This window comes from Pseudokineococcus sp. 5B2Z-1, assembly GCF_037482305.1.
Classification (GTDB): domain Bacteria; phylum Actinomycetota; class Actinomycetes; order Actinomycetales; family Quadrisphaeraceae; genus Pseudokineococcus.
In genome coordinates, this window is the sequence record NZ_JBBHZG010000001.1 from 863,405 (window position 1) to 881,661 (window position 18,257).

Genomic DNA, 18,257 nt, shown 5'->3' on the forward strand with positions numbered 1-18,257 from the left:
GCGGGTGAACCGACCCTCGGAGGACCGCCGTGGACCGCACCTCGTCAGCCGCCGCTCCCACCACCCGCCGGGGACGTCCGCCCCGCTCGGCCCTCGCCGTCGGCCTCGCGGGCGCGCTGGTCGCCGGCCTCGTCGGTGCGGCCCCCGCGTCGGCCGAGCGCCCGGGCGGCCGGGGCGGCGCACCGGTCCCCCTGCCGCCGCGCGCCCCGGTCGCCGTCGGCACCGGGGGCGCCGTCAGCTCCGTCGACCCCTACGCGACCCAGATCGGCCTCGCGGTCCTCGCCGACGGCGGCACGGCCGTCGACGCGGCCGTGGCCACCGCGGCGGCCCTCGGGGTCACGGAGCCGTACTCGGCCGGCGTCGGCGGGGGCGGCTTCCTCGTGCACTACGACGCCGAGACCGGCGACGTGACCGCCTACGACAGCCGCGAGACGGCGCCCGCCTCCTTCACCGAGGACGTCTTCCTCGTGGACGACGGCGCACCGCTGCCCTTCCGCGACGTCGTCAGCTCCGGCCTGTCCGTCGGCGTCCCGGGCACCGCGGCGCTCTGGGAGCGCCTCGCGGAGACCGAGGGCACCCGACCCCTGGCCGAGCTGCTCGCCCCGGCGCGCGACCTCGCGCGCCGGGGCTTCGTCGTCGACGAGACCTTCGCGGAGCAGACCGCCGCGAACGCCGAGCGCTTCTCCCTCTTCCCGGCCACCGCGGAGGTCTTCCTCCCGGGCGGCGAGGTGCCCGAGCCGGGCGACGTCTTCCGCAACCCCGGTCTCGCCCGCGCCTACGACGAGATCAGCCGCCGCGGCACGCAGACCCTCTACGACGGCCGCATGGGGCGCGCCGTCGTCCGCGCCGCCCGGTACCCGCGCACCGCGCCCGGCGTCGAGGTCTTCCCCGGGCAGATCACCGCCGCCGACCTGGCGGCCTACGAGGTGCTCGAGCCGGAGCCGGTGCGCTCGGACTACCGCGGTCTCGAGGTGGTCGGCATGCCCGTGCCGTCCTCGGGCGGCACGACGGTCGCCGAGGCGCTCAACCTCCTCGAGGCCTACGACGACCTCACGGGCGAGCAGCTCGCCGACGTGCCCGAGGACGCCTACCTGCACCGCTTCGCGGAGGCCACGGCGACGGCCTTCGCCGACCGCAACCGCTACGTCGGGGACGTGCCGGGCGTCCCGGTCGAGGAGCTCGTCTCGCAGGGCTTCGCCGACGAGCGCGCCTGCGGGCTCTTCGACCCCGACGTCGCCGCGGCCCGGCCCATCCCCTTCGGCTCCCCGGACGGCGACTACGCGACCTGCGACGCTGCGGCCGGCGTCCAGGAGGCCCCGCGCGACGACCACGGGACGACGCACCTCACCGTCGCCGACGCCGGCGGAGACGTCGTCGCCTACACGCTGACCATCGAGCAGACCGGCGGCTCGGGCATCACGGTGCCGGGCTACGGCTTCCTGCTCAACAACGAGCTGACCGACTTCTCGTTCGCGCCGACGACGCCCGGCGTGCCCGACCCGAACCTGCCGGGCCCGGGCAAGCGACCCCGCTCGTCGATGGCGCCGACGGTCGTCCTCCAGGACGGCGTCGCGGTCGGCGGCCTCGGCTCGCCGGGCGGCTCGACGATCATCACGACGGTCGCGCAGGTGCTCACGGGGTACGTCGACCGCGGCCTGCCCCTCGTCGACGCGATCGCGGCGCCGCGCGTCTCCTCGCGCAACGGCGCGACGACGACGGTCGAGCCGGCCGTCGCCGACGGACCGCTCGGCGAGGCGCTGCGGGCGCGCGGCCACGCGCTGTCGACGTCCTCGGAGATCGGCGCGGCGACGGCGGTGCGCCTGCTGCCGGGCGGACGCTTCGAGGCCGCCGCCGAGACGGTCCGGCGCGGCGGCGGCGACGCGGGCGTCGTCGACCCGGGGTGAGCCGGGCGAGCGGGCGACCACTCGCCCCGGGTGGCTGCCCTCAGGGCGAGCAGGCGACGACTCGCCCCGAAGGGGCTCAGGCGCCGGCGGGGCGCTGGCTGTAGGCGATCTCGGGGTACTCGACGCCGCAGCCGGTGCAGCGGTACCAGTCCATGCCGCTGACGACGACGCGCAGCTCGGCCGGGGCGCCGCAGTGCGGCAGGTAGCAGGAGCGCTGCACGGGCGCGGCGGCGCGCTGGGCCGGCACCCGGGCGGTGCGGACGACGTGGAGGGTGCTGCTGGTCATGGCGGGTCCTTCGGGGGCTGGCGGAAGGGCTGGTGGCGGAGCGGGCCGGACGGCGGGTGCCGCCGGCGACCCCTCCGTCATCGGCACGACCGCGCCCGTCCTGCAGTCCCCTCGCGCGAGGCGCCCCACGCGCGAGGACCCGGGGCCCTGCTCGACGGCCCGGCCGACGCCCCGGGACCGCCCGTCGCCACGCCCGCGGCCCCGCGCCCCCGTAGCGTCGCGCCCGTGAGCGACGAGGGGCAGCGCGCGTGGTGGGGCCTGACGGGCGTGGTCGCCGCGGTCTGCGTGGTGCTGCAGGTGGCGCTCGCGGCGACGTCGGGGGCGCCCGAGGTGGGCACCCGCGTCGTGCGCTCCCTCAGCTACTTCACCATCGACACCAACGCCCTCGTCGCCGTCCTCGGCCTGCTGGTGGCGGCCCGGCCGGACCGGACGGGCCCGTGGTGGCGGGCGCTGCGGCTGGGCGCGCCGCTGTGCATCGTCGTCGTCGGCGTCATCTACCACGTCGAGCTGCGCCAGCAGGGCCTCACGGGGATCGACCTCGTGCTCGACACCGGCCTGCACTACGTCGTGCCCGCCCTGGCGCTCGTCGGCTGGCTCCTCGCCACCCCGCGGGGGCTCGCCGACGTCGGCGCCGCCCTGCGCGCGCTCGTCTACCCGGTGGTCTGGCTCGTGTGGACCTTCGCCCACGGCGCCGTCACCGGCTGGTACCCCTACCCGTTCCTCGACGTCACCGAGGTCGGCGCGGGCGGGGCGGCCGTGGGCGTCGCGCTGGTCGCGCTGCTGCTGGGCGTCCTCGCGGTGGCCGCCGTGGCCGGGGACCGGGCCGTCGCCCGCCGGCGGTCACCCGCCCCGCAGGGCTGAGCCCCCTGGATCCCTGGACCGCTGGGGCCCGCACCGCTGCGGCGCCTCACTCGCGGACGGCGCCCTCGAGCATCCCGCGGATGAAGTGCCGCTGGAGCACCAGGTAGACCACGACGACGGGCAGCGCCACGAGCACGGCGCCCGCGGCGAGCAGCGAAGTGCCCTGCGTGTACTGGCCCTGGAAGAGCGCCAGGCCCAGCGGCGCCGTGCGCAGCTGCCCGGCCGGGGCCATGACGAGCGGGATGAGGAACTCGTTCCACGTCCACATGAAGACGAGCAGCACGAGCGTGGTGATGGCGGGCCGCCCGATCGGCACGAGCACCGACCAAAGCACCCGGTGGGGGCCGGCGCCGTCGAGGCGCGCCGCCTCGATGAGCGAGCGGTTCGTCGTCCGGAAGTACGCCCGCATCCAGTAGGTCCCGAAGGCGACCGACTGCGCCACCTGCGGCAGCGCGATGCCCCAGACGGTGTCGGTGAGCCCGAGGGTGCGCAGGTCGAAGAAGAGCGGGACGACGACGACCTCGGTCGGCACCATGATCCCGAGCAGGAAGAGGTAGAAGAGCACCTCGCGGCCGCGGAACTCCATGGTGCCGAAGGCGTAGCCGCTCATGATCGACAGCAGCGTCGCCGCCACGACGACGACGACGGCGACGAGCGCGGACGTCGCCATGTAGTCCCCGAAGCGGCCCTGCACCCAGGCGTCGGCGAAGTTCTGCGGGCGCAGCCCCGTGCCGTCCGCGGCCCGCTCGGGGCTCAGCGCCTCGGCGACCACCGTCACGACGGGGCCGAGGGCCAGCAGCGCGAAGCCGACGAGGACGACGTAGCTGACGGCGCGGTGCGCGGCCGAGCCGCGCGAGGGACCCCGCGCCGGCCCGGCCCCGGGGGCTGCGCCCCGCCGGCGGGCCGCCGTCGCGGCGCTCACCGCTGCCGGTCCGCGACGCGGTTGACGACGAGGTTGACGGCGAAGACGAGGACGGTGAGCACGACGCCGACCGCGGCGGCCGCGCCGACCTCGCCGAGCTCGAACGCGCGGCGGTAGACCTCGTAGCTCGGCACCGTCGTCGAGGTCCCCGGGCCGCCCCCGGTGGTGACGTAGACGAGGTCGAAGGTCTTCAGCGCCGAGATGATCGTCAGGGTCAGCGCGACGGCGATCTCGGGCCGGATCGCGGGCAGCGTGAGCGCGCGCAGCTGCCGCGCGGGGCTCGCGCCGTCGAGGGAGGCCGCCTCGTAGAGCTCCTTCGGCACCCGCGCCATGCCCGCCATGAGGAGCACGGTGACGAGCCCGGTGGAGACCCACGTGCCGATGAGGCCGACGGCGGGCAGCGCCGTCGCGTAGTCACCGAGCCAGGTGCGCGTCAGCGCGTCGAGACCGACGGCGCGCAGGAGGTCGTTGAGGGTGCCGTCGGGCGCGTAGATCCGCCGCCACGCGACGGCGACGACGACCATCGCGATGACCTGCGGCAGGAAGACGACGGTGCGGAAGAGCGGCAGCCCCCGCACGCGCGCCCGCACGAGCAGCGCGGCGAGCACGAGGCCGACGAGCAGCGGCAGCAGCGAGAAGAACACGACGAGGACGAGCGCGTGGCCGAACGCCGCCCGCAGGCCCGCGTCGGTGAGGACGGCGGCGTAGTTCGCGAGGCCGACCGGCGTGCCGACGGTGAGCCCGTCGAAGTCGTAGAAGGAGAACTGCACGGCCCGCAGCAGCGGGTAGAGCAGGAAGGCGCCGTAGACGGCGAGCGCCGGGGCGAGGAAGAGGTACGGCGTCGCCCGCCCCCGCGGCGCCCGCCCCCGCACGGGGGCGGACGCCGCGCTCGCCGGGGCGGCGGCGGCCTCAGCCGCCGCTGGAGGTGAAGTCGGCATAGTCGGCCTCGAGCGCGTCCGCCGCCTGCTCGGGGGTGAGCTCGCCGGCCAGCAGCCCCTGCAGCGTCTGGTTGAGCGTCTCGCCGAAGGTCGGCGTCGCGTAGTCGAGGTAGGGCAGCAACGACCCCTCGGAGCTCACGTCGCCGAAGGCCGTGTAGACGTCGGCGAGCAGGCCGCTCTCCGGCGCGTAGGAGGCCGTGTCGACGACGGGGAGGTTGCCCGTGTCCGCCAGCACCTGCATGGCGTCGTCGCTCGTGAGGAAGTCGATGTACGCGGCCGCGACGTCGGGCTCCTCGGCCGCCGTCGTGATCGAGAACGGGATGCCGGTGCCCCCGGTCGTGGCGAGCTCGCCGCCGTCGGCGGGCGGCGGCGCGAAGAAGCCCGCGTCCTCGCCCATGGCGTCCTGCAGGTCGGGCGCGAGCCACGATCCCGCGACGAGGAAGACGCCCTGCCCGTCGGCGAGCTGCTGCCACGCGGCGTCGTAGTCGGTGCCGTTGACGCCCTCGTTGAACCAGCCCTGCTCCTGCCACTGCTGCAGCTGGCCGAGCGCCTCGAGGTTCTCCGGCGTCGTCCAGCTGGCGCCGGCGTTGCCGAGGCCGAGGTCGCGGATCTGCTCCGGGTCCACGTGCGCCCCCTGCACGGCGCCGAAGACGTGCCCGGCGGGCCAGCCCTCGATGTTGCCGAGGAGCAGCGGCGTGCGCCCGGCGTCGGCCGCGGTCTGCAGGGCGGCCTCGAAGTCGGCCCATGTCTGCGGGACCTCGAGCCCGAGGTCGGCCAGGGCGCTGCGGCTGTAGTAGACGCCGACGACCTCGCCGACCTGCGGCAGCCCGTAGAGCGAGCCCTCGCCGAAGACCGTGCCGTCCTCGGAGTAGGTGGAGTACTGCAGGACGCTCTCGGGGTAGCGGTCGCGCCAGCCGTACGCGTCGGCGTAGGCGTCGAGCGGCACGAGCTGGCCGGCGGCGACGAACTGGCCCATGGTCGCGCGGGCGTTGTTCGTCTGGACGACGTCGGGGGCGTCCTCGCCGGTGAGGGCCAGCCGCAGCGTCGTCGCGAGGTCGTCGAAGGACTGCGACACCCGCTCGACGGTGACGTTCGGGTACGCCTCCTCGAAGGCGGCGTTGAGCTGGGTGATCTGCTCGTCCTGCCCGCCGCGGACCTCCTGGTCCCACACCGTCAGCGTCACGTCGCCCGCGTCGGCCACGTCGGTCGAGACCGGTCCGGTGGGCTGCGGCGGCGCCCCGCCGTCGTCGCTGCCGGACCCGGGGGCGCACGCCGTCAGCGCCAGGGCCGCGGCGGCCCCGAGCCCGACGGCGCGGGCGACCGACCTCCCCGCCGCGCTCCTCGTCGATGCCATCGCCGGTCCTCCTGTCGTGGCTGCTGCTGGGTGCCGTGGCGCACGTGCTGCGACGCGCCGGTGGGGGGAGCCTGCCTCAGAGGTCCGACGCCAGCGCGAAGGTGGCCTCCGCGCGCCGCACGGCGCCCACCGGGTCGGTCGGCAGCAGGTCGGCGAGGAAGCCGTACCGCCGCTCGAGCTCCTCCCCCCGCGGGTCCCCCGCGCGGGCCCGCGTCGTCGTCGCGGCCCACCAGTCGGCGATGTCGCCCCAGCCGGGCGCCGCGAGCGAGCCCCCGAACTGCTGGACGGCGAGGGAGGCGCACAGCGCGGCGAAGGCGAGCCGCTCCTCCAGCGGCCAGCCCGCCAGCGTGCCGAGGACGACGGACGCGCCGAAGACGTCGCCGGCGCCCGTCGGGTCCACGGCCTCGACGGCGACGCCGGGCACGCGCGCGGACTCCCCCGTGGTCGCGTCGACCGCCATCGCCCCGTCGGCGCCGCACGTCACGACGGCGAGCGGCACCCGCTCGGCCAGGGCCGCGAGCGCCCGCTCGGCGGTCGGGGTGCGGGTGTAGGCCATGGCCTCGACCTCGTTGGGCAGGAACGCGTGGCAGCTGCCCAGCCGCTCCAGCACCGCCGGGTCCCACGCGCCGCTCGGGTCCCACCCGACGTCGGCGAAGACGGCGGCGCCCTGGTCGCGGGCCGCGAGCCACCACGGCGCGTCGGCCGCCCCATCGGAGGCCCCGTCGGACGCGCTGGCGGCCGGGTCCGCGTCGTGCGGCAGCGCGAGCTCGGTGATGACGGCGCGCGAGCGCGGCGGCGGCGAGCCCACGAGGTCGGCCTGCGGCACCGGCAGCGGGTGCCCGTGGGTGACCATGCTGCGGTCGCCGTCGTGCGCCATCGAGACGGTGACGGCCGAGTGCCAGCCGGGGAAGACGCGCGAGCGCGAGAGGTCGACGCCCTCCTGCTCGCGGAGCACCTGCCAGCAGAAGCGCCCGTAGACGTCGTCGCCGAAGCCGGCGGCCAGGCCCGTGCGCAGGCCGAGCCGGCTCGTGGCCACGGCCAGGTTGGCGATGCCGCCGGGCAGCGAGCCCATGCCCGTGGTCCACACCTCGGTGCCGGGCGCGGGCGCCGCCTCGAGGCCGGTGAAGACCATGTCGAAGAAGAGCTGGCCGGAGAGGAAGACGTCGAGGGGGGCCGGCGCGGCGTCGTCCCCCGGCGGGCGCGCGGGCCGCAGCGGGTCGTGGCGGGGAGGACCGGCGGGGGTCATGCGCGCCTCCTCCTGCTCGTCGGCCGTCGTGCGGCGGGGCGCCGCCGGGGCGGCGCCGTGCGGGGCGACCGTAGCCCCTCGCGGGGCGACCCCCGTGGGGCGCGCACCGCCTGCCGCGGCGGGCAGGATCAGGGGCATGAAGCTCGTGCTGGTCGGTGGTGGCGGCTTCCGCGTGCCCCAGGTCGTCGAGGCCGTCGGCGCCGCGGACGCCGCGGTGCGCGTCGACGAGGTGCACCTGCTCGACCCCTCCCCCGAGCGGCTCGGGGTCATGCGGTCGGTGCTCGACCAGCTGGCGCAGCGCCTGCCCCACCCGCCGCGCGTGAGCGTCGGCAGCGACCTCGAAGAGGGGCTCCGGGGCGCGGACTTCGTCTTCTCCGCCATGCGCGTGGGCGGCACCGCCGCCCGCGTGCTCGACGAGCGGGTGGCCCTCGACCTCGGCGTCCTCGGCCAGGAGACCGTCGGTCCCGGCGGCCTGTCGTACGCCCTCCGGACGCTGCCGCACGCGCGCCACCTCGCCGAGCGCGTCCGCGCGGTCGCCCCCGAGGCCTGGACGATCAGCTTCACCAACCCCGCCGGCGTCGTCACCGAGGCGATGCGCGCCGTGCTCGGCGAGCGCGTCGTCGGCATCTGCGACACCCCCATCGGGCTCGTGCGCAAGGCCGTCCGCGCCGTGGGCGCGCCCCCCGGGGCGGACGTCGTCTTCGACTACGCCGGGCTCAACCACCTCGGCTGGCTGCGCTCGCTGCGGGTCGACGGCGAGGACCGGCTGCCCGCCCTGCTGGCCGACGACGACGCCCTCGACGGGGTGGAGGAGGCGCGGCTCCTCGGCCCCGACTGGGTGCGCGCCACCGGCGCCCTGCCGAACGAGTACCTCTACTACTACTCCTTCCCGCGCGAGGCGACGGAGACGCTCCGCACGGCCGCGCAGACGCGCGGGCAGGTGCTCGACGCCCAGCAGGGCGACTTCTACGCCCGCGCCGCCGCGCACCCCGAGCGCGCGCTCGAGACCTGGGAGCAGGTGCACGCGGCGCGCGAGGCCGGCTACATGGCCGAGTCGCGCGGCGCGGACGAGGAGCGCCGCGCGGAGGACGTCACCGGCGGCGGCTACCAGCGGGTGGCCCTCGACCTCATGGCCGCGCTCGTCACCGGCCGCCCGGCGACGATGGTCCTCGACGTCGGGAACGGCGGAGCCCTGCCGGGGCTGCCGGACGACGCCGTCGTCGAGGTCCCGTGCACGGTCGACGCGGACGGCGTGCACCCGCACCGCGTGGCGCCGCTCGCCGGCGACATGCTCGGGCTCGTCCAGCAGGTGAAGGCCGCCGAGCAGCTGCTGCTCGAGGCCTCGCGCACCCGCTCGCGCGAGCTGGCCTGGCGGGCCTTCGCCGCGCACCCGCTCGTCGACTCGGTCGCCGTCGCGCGCCGCCTCGTCGACGGCTACCGCGCGGCGATCCCCGAGGTGGGGCGGGCGCTCGACTGACGGGGGCTGCCGGGCCCCGCCCGGACCGACGCCGGTGCAGGGCCGGTCCCCCGGGGCGGGGGGGCTCAGCCCCGCGGGACGAGGTCGACGGCGCCGAGCTGCGCCCGGACCGCCAGCTCGGCGGCCTTGAAGGCGTGCGCCTGCGTCATCGCCGTCTCGGTGCGGTCCAAGCAGTCGCGCAGCAGCTGCCCGAAGAAGGGGTAGCCCACCTCGCCCCGGACCTGGACGTGCCGCTCCCCCTCGCCGTTCGCGAGGAACAGGTGCCCCGGGCCGTCCTGCGTGCCGATGTTCATGTACTTGCGCTGCTCGATGAAGCCCTCGGTCCCGAGGACCAGGCTGCGCCCGTCGCCCCACGTCTGCAGGCCGTCGGGGGTGAACCAGTCGCAGCGGAAGTAGCCGGTCGCGCCCGTGCTCGTGACGAGCATCGCCTCGCCGAAGTCGTCGAGCCCGGGGTGCTCGGGGTGCGCGTGGTTGGCGACGTGGCTGCGCACGACCGTCGCGTCGTCGGCCCCGGTGTAGTGGAGGACCTGCTCGACCTGGTGCGAGCCGATGTCGGTGAGGATGCCGCCGTAGCGGCTCCTGTCGAAGAACCAGTCGGGGCGGGTCGCGGCGGACAGGCGGTGCGGGCCGGTGCCGATGACCTGCAGCACCCGGCCGATGGCGCCGTCCTCGATGAGCTGCCCCGCGAGGACGGCCGTCTCGACGTGGACGCGCTCGGAGTAGTAGACGGCGTACTTGCGCGCTGTGCGCTCGACGGCGGCCCTCGCCTCGGCGAGCTGCTCGAGCGTCGTCAGCGGCGCCTTGTCGGTGAAGTAGTCCTTGCCGGCGTCCATCACGCGGATCCCGAGGGCGCACCGGTCGGCGGGGACGGCGGCCCCGGCGACGAGGCGGACGGCGTCGTCGCCGAGGACCTCGGCCTCCTCGCGGGCCGCGCGCGCCTCGGGGAAGCGCTGGCGGAAGGCCTCGACCTTCGCCGGGTCGGGGTCGTAGACCCACTTCACGCTAGCCCCCGCGCCGACGAGCCCCTCGCACATCCCGTAGACGTGCCCGTGGTCCAGGCCGACGGCCGCGACGGCGAACTCCCCCGGCCCGACGACCGGGGCGTGGACGGCCTGCGGGGCGTAGGTGCCCCCGTCGCTCGCGGTCATGGCGCTCCTCTTCCGGCGGGGCCGGGGGCGGCTCCGCGTCGGCCACCCAGCCGGGATCCGGCGAGGTTAGCCCGCGCAGCCAGCCGCGGGAAAGCGCATGCCACGCGTAGCCCGCCGTCCGCGCGCGTCAGGGCGTCTCGTCGAGCGCACGACGCCACAGGTCGGCCATGCGGTGGCCGCGCGCCACGAGGACCACCCGCTCGACGTCGCTCGTCGCCCCGCGCAGCGCGGCGACGGAGACGCGCGCCGCCTCCTCGTCCGGGTAGCCGTAGACGCCGGTCGAGATGGACGGGAAGGCGAGCGAGCGCGCCCCCACCTCGTCCGCCCGCGCCAGGGAGGACGTGTAGGCCGAGGCGAGCAGCTCGGCGTCCTGCGGTCGGCCGCGGTAGCGCGGCCCGACGGCGTGGACGACCCACCGCACCGGCGCGAGGTCGAAGGCGGGCGTGACGGCGGCCGACCCGGTCGGGCAGGGCGCCAGCGCCCGCGACGCGCGCACGAGCTCGGGGCCCGCCGCGCGGTGCACCGCGGCGTCGACCCCGCCCCCGCCCTTGAGCGCCTGGTTCGCCGCCGTGACGACGGCGTCGACCGGCTGCTGCGTGACGTCCCCCTCGACCACCTCGATGCGCACGCCGCCATGGTGCTCCTCATCGCCCGGCGGCCACCGCAGGTGGCTGCACCACGACGGCGTGGAGGCCGTCGTCGTGCAGCCACCTCGGGCCGGACCCGCCGCGCGGCGCCGGCGTCCGCGTACGGTTGCCCCGCCTCGCCGTCCCGGCGGGCCGGGCCTCTAGCTCAACTGGCAGAGCAGCGGACTTTTAATCCGCGGGTTGTGGGTTCGAGCCCCACGGGGCCCACCCCGCGCACAAGGCTCGAACCCTTGCCAACAGAATCGTTGACTGGGGTTTGAGTCGCCCTGGCTCTCATAGAGGCTCGAGCGTTGGGAAGTCGACCTCAGTGTGGTCGGTCCCGGTGGCAGCGTAGAAGGCCGCCTCGAACTCCAGTGGTGGGACGTCGCCGAGGTAGCCGTGCAGCCGGGTGGTGTTGTGCCAGTGCACCCAGCCGAGGGTGGCCAGCTCGACGTCCTCGACGCTCCTCCACGGCCCCGGCCGAGCGGGCCCGCGGATCAGCTCGGCCTTGTAGTAGCCGTTGACCGTCTCGGCCAGGGCGTTGTCGTAGGAGTCGGCGACCGTCCCGATCGAGGGGACGGCGCCGATCTCGGCCAGGCGTTCGCCGTAGCGCAGCGACGTGAACTGCGCTCCGGCATCGGAGTGACACCGCAGCCCGGTCAGCTGGGTGCCACGCGACCACCGGGCCATCTCGATCGCGTCCAGGACCATGTCGGTGCGCATGTGCGCCGCGACCCGCCACCCCACGATCGCCCTCGAGTAGGCGTCGACGATGAAGCAGACGTAGGCGACCCCGGCCCAGGTCGGCACGTACGTCAGATCGGTCACCCACAGCTGGTTCGGTGCCGTCGCGGTGAAGTCACGCTGGACGAGGTCAGGGTGACGGGCCGCGGCCGGGTCGGCCCTGGTGGTCCGGACCCGCTTGGTGCGGCGGGCGCCTTCGATGCCCATCGCCCGCATCAGCCGAGCGACCTGATCGCGCCCGAGGTCCATGCCGGCGCGGCGGGCGGCCTTCCACAGCTTCCGGGCGCCGTAGACGCGGTAGTTGTCCTCCCACAGCGCCCGCAGCGCCGGCCCGGTCACCGCATCGCGGCGGGCCCGCGCCGAGGGCCGGCGGGCCTTGGCCGCGTAGTACGTGCTCGGCGCCACCTGCAGCACCCTGCAGATGGGCTCGACCCCGAGCTCGTGCCGGTTGGCGTCGATGAAGGCGACTACCTCCGGTGCTGGCGGTCGAGCTCCGCCCCGAAGAAAGACGCCGCCCGCTTGAGGATCTCGTTCGCCCGCCGCAGCTCGCGGTTCTCCTGCTCCAGGGCCCGGACCCGGGCGGCCTCGTCGGTGCTCACCCCGGGGGCGCGGCCCTCGTCGATGTCGGCCTGACGCACCCACAACCGCACCGACTCGGTGCCGTACCCGAGCTGGCGAGCGACCCGATGCACCGTGCCGTGCTCGGTGCCCAACTCGGCCCGCAGCGTGCGGACCATCCGCACCGCGGCCTCCTTCTCCTGCTCGGAGTACCGCCGTGTCGTCGGCTTCCCCGCGGACTGCTCCTTCGGCATGGCCCCATCCTCGTTTCCAGGGTCAGGAGCCTCCACCAGAGCCAGGGCGACTCAGTTCGGGGTGCTCCAGCATGTGGGTGCCGAGTTGTCCGCGCACGAGACCATCACCGCCGAACAGGAGAACTGGGGGTCGCTCGCCCAGCTCGCCGCCGAGTACGAGACCATCGCCGCCGCAGCCCAACGAGACCGCTGGGCCACCCTTATCCGTGCCTCTGGTCTGACAGCCGAACAGGCCGACGCCGCGATCGAATCCGAGGCATTCGGGGCGCTTACCGCGGAGCTGCGCCGCGCCGAGGCGAACCACCACGACCTCGATACCTTGTTCCCGCGCCTGGTTGCCGCGCGCGTGTTCACCGATGCCGACGACATCGCCTCCGTACTGCACTACCGCGTCGCCCGCGCCATCGCACGCCCGGCAGGCTCGGGCCGCACCCGCAAGACGCCGCGGCTGATCGCCGGACTGATCCCGTCCGCGGACGGCCCGATGACCGACGATATGCGGCAAGCCCTCGATGGGCGGCGCGAGATGATTAAGGCCCGCGCCGACGCCGTGCTCGACACCGCCCGTGAGGCCGGGAAAGCCTGGACGCGGTCGCTCGGTGAGCCACCGCGTGACCCGCGCAAGGCAGGAGTGTGGCGACGGTCCGCCCGCACTATCGCCGCCTACCGCGACCGTTACGGCATCACCGATGAGACAGCCATCGGTCCGCCTGCCGAGGCTGAAGCACAGAGAATCGATCGGGCACGAGCGGCGGCAGCACTTACACACGTACGCGACCAGGACCGGGCACGGCGCGACGGTCAGGCTGCTCCCCAGCGATCGATCACGGTGGAACGTGAGGGCCGGGTCCTCTGACTTACTGCCACTCCGCGAGTCTTCGGCGCTCAGCTCGGCGCGCCTCTCTCCACAGCACTGCTATGGGGCATAGCATACGCCTAGGAGAGGACTAACTTGCCGGACTAGGGAGGGCCGACGCGCGATGTGGCCCGACAATGAGACCGATCGAGACTTCCTCAACTTCGAGGGCGTGGCGGACACGATTGCCGAGATGATCGTCGGCGCGGATGGCCGGCCCGTTTCAATCGGGGTCTCAGGCGACTGGGGCGTGGGCAAGTCGTCGATGATCAAGCTCACTAAGGCCTCGTTGAGCAAGCATCAACCGGAGAATTCCCCGGAAAAGTACCTCTTTGTCGAGTTCAACGCTTGGCTCTATCAGGGTTATGACGATGCCCGAGCCGCACTCTTGGATGTCATTGCGAGCAAACTTGCTGCTGAGGCCGCCGCGAGGGAGTCGGGAGTTGATAAGGCCCGAGATTTCCTCGGGCGAGTCAAGTGGTTTCGTCTGGCGAAACTGTTCGCGTTGCCGGCGGCGGCGGTCGCCTTGGGGCTTCCTCCGATCGGCCTCCCTGCGGAAATCGCCGCCGTTATCAAGGACGGAGCAGCGGGAAAGATTGATGAGCAAGGACTGGAGAGAGCCGGTGCCGCTGCGTCGACAGTTGCTGCGGCAGTACCCGCTTTGCTGGACCCCAAGAAGGAGTACTCGCCTCCGAAGGAGATTCAGGCGCTTCGAGACTCTTTCGAGGACGCGCTCGGAGAAATCGGGGTCACCCTAGTCGTTCTAATTGATGACCTCGATCGGTGTCTACCCGACACGACAATATCCACGCTTGAAGCAATCCGGTTGTTCCTATTCCTCAAGAACACTGCTTTCGTCATCGCGGCTGACGACAACATGATCAAGCACGCGGTAAAGAAGCATTTCGGCGAACTCGACGACGACACTCTGGTCACCAACTACTTCGACAAGCTCATTCAAGTTCCGATCCGAGTCCCTGCCCTCGGTACCCAAGAGGTACGGGCCTACATGATGATGCTCTTCATCGAGAACAGCGGACTCGATGCCAAGCAAAAAGATGACTTGCGTGCGGCAATTGCTTCCCAGCTCCGAGATTCTTGGAAAGGAAAGCGGGTCGATAAGAACTACATTTCCAACTGCGGCGTAGAACTGCCGGCCGCCCTCGTCGCGCGGCTAGATACGGCTGAACGCCTGGCGCCGCTCATGACGACCTCTAACCGCATCGCCGGCAACCCTCGACTCATCAAGCGCTTCCTCAACGCACTGTCGATCCGGATGACGATATCGGCAGCGCAAAGCGTTGGTGTGGACGAAGCCGTGCTAGCGAAGCTGCTCCTGTTCGAGCGCCTCGCGCCCAAGGCCACCTACGCGGCGCTGACGTCCGCTGTCACCGCCGATCCAGACGGAAAGCCACGGCTCCTCGCAGAATGGGAAGAGGCTGCGCTAGCCGGACAGGAGTATGAGCTCACGGGCGCGTGGGATGACGACTTTATCCGCGAATGGCTCGCACTCCCTCCAGCCCTCGCCGACGAAGACCTTCGAGGCGCCCTGTATGTGGGACGTGAACAAGCGCCGCTGATCACTTCGGCAGATCGGCTCTCATCTGAGGCCGCCGCCTTGCTTACAGCGCTGTTGGAGAGTCCTGAGGAAGCCGAGGCGTTAGAGAGCGACTTGCGAGGCCTCCAGCGAACGGAAATTGGCATCATTATGGAACGCCTGCTTGCCCGCGCGCGGCAGGAACAGGCATGGGGCGTTCCGGCGATCCTGCAAGCCTGCATTTCTGTTGCCAACGCGGACGAGTCACAGGGCACCACGATCGCCGGGTTCCTCATCGAGCGTCCAGGTGGACAGATCGAGCCCAGCATCGTTCCGAAAATTGCGTCACTCCCGTGGGCATCCGACGTGCTCGCGCACTGGAAAGGCTCGCCGGACGTCGCAGGCCCTGTAAAGAAGATTATCGACAGTCAGGGACTGAATGGGAACCTCGCAAAGTAGCAGTGGGCCCGGGGCAGGAGTTCCGCTGGTACCACCATGGGCCGATGACGTCGATCCGCCTGAACCACCGGACGGGGACTCGCCTCCTGAGGGCGAGGACGCGCCGAAGCCCGACCCCTTAGCGCCTCGCGCCCGTTTCCGCGACGCTCGCCGCGGACTCGGCAGATTCGTTCGGTCGGGTGATAGCCGCTATCTGCGTCGGACGCTTGGCCACTACGTGAGAACCGGTTACGGCGGCAGCGCAACAATGAGCCGTCGCGTCGGCGGCACCGCGGCAACTGCCGGGCGCTTGAACGGCGTACTCCAGTCAGGGCGCGCCCCCGATGGCAGCGCGCTCCGGGATGCGGCTCTTGCGAGCGGTAACGATGTCAACGTGGTCTTGGATGCCATTGTCGAAGCTGCGAGCCCCGCTGACGGAACGCAAGACAGAGAGTCTTCCCGGCACGCAGTTCGTGACGCCCTCACCGACCTCTTGGCCCGTTTCCCTGATGCGGATCTGCTCGCGCTCACCGACGCGCAACGAGAGTTCGTCATCGAGCGATACGCTGCGCTCGACGTCTACGGCCGATTCTGTCTGGATCTCAAGAGGACCATCATGGAGAAGGCGCCCGACCCGGCGACAGCCCTAAGGCGTCTGAGGCAGGTGCGGGAGTTCATCAGCCAGCAAGTCGCTGCGGCGTTCAGAACTGTCCGCGAACGGGGTGCCCCGGCGACGACAGCAAACGTGGCGCGACTCACCGCACAAGCGCTCCGCGAGACACTCAGTGTGTTCGAGGAGTACACGACATGAGATATGTCAGCGGGCCAGCCTCCGCGCTCACAAAGGTCGATGACACGTCTACCCCCGTCGTCCTATTCGGCCGAGCGACATCGGACGACGTGGCGAGCGCGGGTGGGTCAGCTGCGCTGACCGTGCGGCGCCAGAAGCTAGTACCTGACTCCGCAGCGTGGGACCTGCTGGCGATCGCACTCTCGGTGGTTGTCGCTGACGGGGCGACGAAACGAGACACCAGCTCGGATGGATGGACTCGGGAACTCGAACTCAACGTCGCCCTTCACGACTCAGCACGCTGGCAACCGTACGCCTCCTCGTTCTCGTCGGCACTCGCGTTCCTCACCACCGACCGGTGGCAAGTTGAACTTCGGGGAGGGGGTGCGATCCCGAAGCCATCCAAGAAGCCGCGCTATCCCGACACGGACGCAGTCGTGCTGCTATCGGGAGGGCTGGATTCATTGATCGGCGCCATTGACCTCGCCGCGAACGGCCAGCAACTCTTTGCCGTGAGTCAGACAGTGCGCGGAGACGCCGAGAAGCAGGATCGTTTTGCGCGGATCATCGGCGGTGGCCTCGAACACCTACAGGTCAATCACAATGCCAGCACTAAACGCGGGCTCAAAGAGACGTCGCAGCGCTCGCGTTCGCTAATCTTCCTCGCCTTCGCTGTATTGGCTGCTACATCAACAGATAGATACCGCAACGGCGAAACCGTTCCACTATATGTCTGCGAAAATGGGTTCATTGCGATAAATCCTCCGCTTACTATTTCACGGATTGGGAGTCTCAGCACGCGCACCGCACATCCAGATTTCCTCGGTCGGATGCAGGAAATATTCGATGGCGTGGGACTGCGGATCAAAATTGTGAACCCGTACGCGGAAAAGACAAAGGGGGATATGCTCCGCGAGTGTCTGGACCAAACGCTCCTGTCTGCCGAAGCGTCGGTCTCGACCAGTTGTGGACGTTTTCAGCGATTCAATTACAGACACTGCGGACGGTGTGTCCCCTGCCAGATTCGTCGCGCCGCGTTTACCGCCTGGGGTCGCGACGATCCCACGGACTACGTATACGCGGACCTAGGTCGTCCCGACGAGGACCACGCCGCCTTTGACGACGTGCGTTCTGTGGCGCTAGCCCGGCTAGTTGTCGCTGAGGAAGGGTTTGACCGGTGGCTCGGCCCTACGCTTAGTTCGCCGCGGATCACGAACAGAGCAGCGCTACGCGAGATGCTTCAGCGAGGACTCGGCGAACTGGGTGCGCTGCACGGGGAGTACGGCCTGGCGTGATCGACTTCCACTCTCATCTCGATCTCTACTCCAACCCCGTCGAGACGGCTGATGAAGTCCAGCGCAGAGGCATTGGCGTGTTGTCCGTGACGACCACACCTTCAGCGTGGACCGGCACTTCCCGGCTGAGTCAAGGGCGCCCCGCCATCAGAACCGCCCTCGGACTCCATCCGCAGTTGGCCAGCGAACGAAAGCACGAGGTGAAGATCTTTGACACGTTGTTCGACGAGACGCGCTTCATTGGCGAGGTGGGTCTCGACGCCTCTCCCGAATTCAAGGCGAGTTGGGCAGATCAGTCAGAGGTCTTCCGGCATATCCTGCATGCGTGTAGTGACGCGGGAGACAAGATCATCTCGATTCATAGCCGTCGAGCAGCCACACCAGTGCTCGACTTGCTAGAGGAGTTTGACGGGGTCCGCTCGCCCATCTTGCACTGGTTCTCCGGCAGCCGCGCCGAGCTTGAGAGGGCAACCAGCCGAGGCTGCTGGTTCAGCGTAGGGCCGGCGATGCTCGCTGGCGCCAAAGGCCGAAGCCTCGTGGCTGCGATGCCACGTAGCCGTGTCCTGTTGGAGACCGACGGTCCGTTCGCGCAACTCCGCCGTGCCCCTCTAAAACCGTGGGACATCGCCGTTGCCTGCCTATCGCTTTCAAACGTCTGGAACGTCGACTACCCCGAGGCGGAGTCGATCATTCGCCGCAACGAGACAGCTTTGCTAGCAGGCCAGTAAGCGGACATGATGCGCACGTCCGGGATCGAACACATCGCAGTTCCGCATGTGTACGCCCGCTGGACAGAGATGGACGGCACCGTCCAGCCGCAGCGCACGTGTCGCCGACGAGGCCGCCTGACCTAGGTTCCTCGACCCACTCGACGCTAGCCAAGTGCAGTGCGCGTGGTCAGTTCCGTTGGTCAGGACACCGGAGTACATTGGAAGCCGAGGCAGGTTCTCCTCGATTGCGGGTCCTTCGGGACGGCTCAGCTTGAGCGCTCATACACGTACTGCCTCCTCGACGGAGAGACAC

At 71.6% G+C, this 18,257-nt stretch carries 15 protein-coding genes, 1 tRNA gene, 1 pseudogene and 1 other annotated feature; of the genes and pseudogenes, 9 read left to right on the forward strand and 8 right to left on the reverse strand.

What is annotated here, in order from left to right; translation table 11 throughout:
• The first annotated feature begins 29 nt into the window (after nt 1–29).
• Complete coding sequence (gene ggt, locus WDV85_RS03610; RefSeq protein WP_339569313.1) at nt 30–1,904, forward strand: gamma-glutamyltransferase; 1,875 nt, start codon at nt 30–32, stop codon at nt 1,902–1,904.
• Nucleotides 1,905–1,980: 76 nt separating this feature from the next.
• Here the strand turns inward: ggt and WDV85_RS03615 are convergent, their stop codons facing one another.
• On the reverse strand, nt 1,981–2,190 hold the full coding sequence (locus WDV85_RS03615; protein WP_298802095.1) for a hypothetical protein: 210 nt from the start codon (nt 2,188–2,190) through the stop codon (nt 1,981–1,983).
• A 225-nt stretch (nt 2,191–2,415) separates the two neighbouring features.
• Between WDV85_RS03615 and WDV85_RS03620 the strand changes: the two genes are divergently transcribed.
• Nucleotides 2,416–3,051, forward strand: a complete 636-nt coding sequence (locus tag WDV85_RS03620; protein ID WP_339569314.1) for a Pr6Pr family membrane protein — start codon at nt 2,416–2,418, stop codon at nt 3,049–3,051.
• Nucleotides 3,052–3,097: 46 nt separating this feature from the next.
• Here WDV85_RS03620 and WDV85_RS03625 read toward each other — a convergent pair whose 3' ends face one another.
• From WDV85_RS03625 to WDV85_RS03640, 4 genes are all read right to left on the reverse strand, one after another.
• Nucleotides 3,098–3,850, reverse strand: a complete 753-nt coding sequence (locus WDV85_RS03625) for a carbohydrate ABC transporter permease (protein WP_445263194.1) — start codon at nt 3,848–3,850, stop codon at nt 3,098–3,100.
• Between the two features lie 119 nt (nt 3,851–3,969).
• Nucleotides 3,970–4,911 carry a carbohydrate ABC transporter permease gene (locus tag WDV85_RS03630; protein ID WP_445263146.1) on the reverse strand — a complete coding sequence of 314 codons (942 nt, stop codon included), beginning with the start codon at nt 4,909–4,911 and terminating at the stop codon, nt 3,970–3,972.
• Nucleotides 4,883–6,265, reverse strand: coding sequence for an ABC transporter substrate-binding protein (locus WDV85_RS03635; protein WP_339569316.1), 1,383 nt, complete (start codon nt 6,263–6,265; stop codon nt 4,883–4,885). The genes WDV85_RS03630 and WDV85_RS03635 overlap by 29 nt, the downstream gene beginning before the upstream one ends.
• A gap of 76 nt (nt 6,266–6,341) precedes the next feature.
• Entirely contained in the window at nt 6,342–7,511 is a 1,170-nt protein-coding gene (locus WDV85_RS03640) for a PfkB family carbohydrate kinase (RefSeq protein ID WP_339569317.1), read from the reverse strand.
• 136 nt (nt 7,512–7,647) lie between these two features.
• On the opposite strand from WDV85_RS03640, the gene WDV85_RS03645 reads away from it, so the two are divergent.
• A complete protein-coding gene (locus WDV85_RS03645; RefSeq protein ID WP_339569318.1) occupies nt 7,648–8,988 on the forward strand; it encodes a 6-phospho-beta-glucosidase in 1,341 nt (446 codons plus the stop codon).
• Between the two features lie 65 nt (nt 8,989–9,053).
• Here the strand turns inward: WDV85_RS03645 and WDV85_RS03650 are convergent, their stop codons facing one another.
• Together WDV85_RS03650 and WDV85_RS03655 are read right to left on the reverse strand one after the other, a co-directional pair.
• Nucleotides 9,054–10,136, reverse strand: a complete 1,083-nt coding sequence (locus WDV85_RS03650; RefSeq protein WP_339569319.1) for a Gfo/Idh/MocA family protein — start codon at nt 10,134–10,136, stop codon at nt 9,054–9,056.
• A 127-nt stretch (nt 10,137–10,263) separates the two neighbouring features.
• A complete protein-coding gene (locus WDV85_RS03655) occupies nt 10,264–10,764 on the reverse strand; it encodes a macro domain-containing protein (RefSeq protein WP_339569320.1) in 501 nt (166 codons plus the stop codon).
• Nucleotides 10,765–10,917: 153 nt separating this feature from the next.
• Here WDV85_RS03655 and WDV85_RS03660 point away from each other — a divergent pair.
• Nucleotides 10,918–10,990: transfer RNA gene (locus tag WDV85_RS03660), tRNA-Lys, on the forward strand.
• A 66-nt stretch (nt 10,991–11,056) separates the two neighbouring features.
• Here the strand turns inward: WDV85_RS03660 and WDV85_RS03665 are convergent.
• A protein-coding gene (locus WDV85_RS03665) for an IS3 family transposase (protein ID WP_339569321.1) occupies nt 11,057–12,318 on the reverse strand; the annotation gives its coding sequence in 2 pieces (ribosomal slippage) (nt 11,057–12,015 and nt 12,015–12,318; 1,263 coding nt in all).
• Nucleotides 11,903–12,019, reverse strand: a sequence feature (AL1L pseudoknot). (Overlaps the previous gene by 117 nt.)
• 49 nt (nt 12,319–12,367) lie before the next feature.
• Here WDV85_RS03665 and WDV85_RS03670 point away from each other — a divergent pair.
• The 5 genes and pseudogenes from WDV85_RS03670 to qatD all read left to right on the forward strand — a co-directional run.
• Nucleotides 12,368–13,174 (forward strand): annotated as a pseudogene (locus WDV85_RS03670) (MobF family relaxase); the annotation flags it as partial.
• Nucleotides 13,175–13,298: 124 nt separating this feature from the next.
• The gene (locus WDV85_RS03675; RefSeq protein ID WP_339569323.1) at nt 13,299–15,170 is read left to right on the forward strand and encodes a KAP family P-loop NTPase fold protein; all 1,872 of its coding nucleotides are present in this window, start codon (nt 13,299–13,301) and stop codon (nt 15,168–15,170) included.
• Nucleotides 15,171–15,387: 217 nt separating this feature from the next.
• Entirely contained in the window at nt 15,388–15,960 is a 573-nt protein-coding gene (gene qatB / locus WDV85_RS03680; protein ID WP_339569324.1) for a Qat anti-phage system associated protein QatB, read from the forward strand.
• Nucleotides 15,957–17,234 (forward strand): Qat anti-phage system QueC-like protein QatC, encoded by a 1,278-nt coding sequence (qatC, locus tag WDV85_RS03685; protein WP_339569325.1) that lies wholly within the window; start codon nt 15,957–15,959, stop codon nt 17,232–17,234. The genes qatB and qatC overlap by 4 nt, the downstream gene beginning before the upstream one ends.
• A complete protein-coding gene (qatD, locus tag WDV85_RS03690; protein ID WP_339569326.1) occupies nt 17,231–17,962 on the forward strand; it encodes a Qat anti-phage system TatD family nuclease QatD in 732 nt (243 codons plus the stop codon). The genes qatC and qatD overlap by 4 nt, the downstream gene beginning before the upstream one ends.
• Nucleotides 17,963–18,257 lie beyond the last annotated feature (295 nt).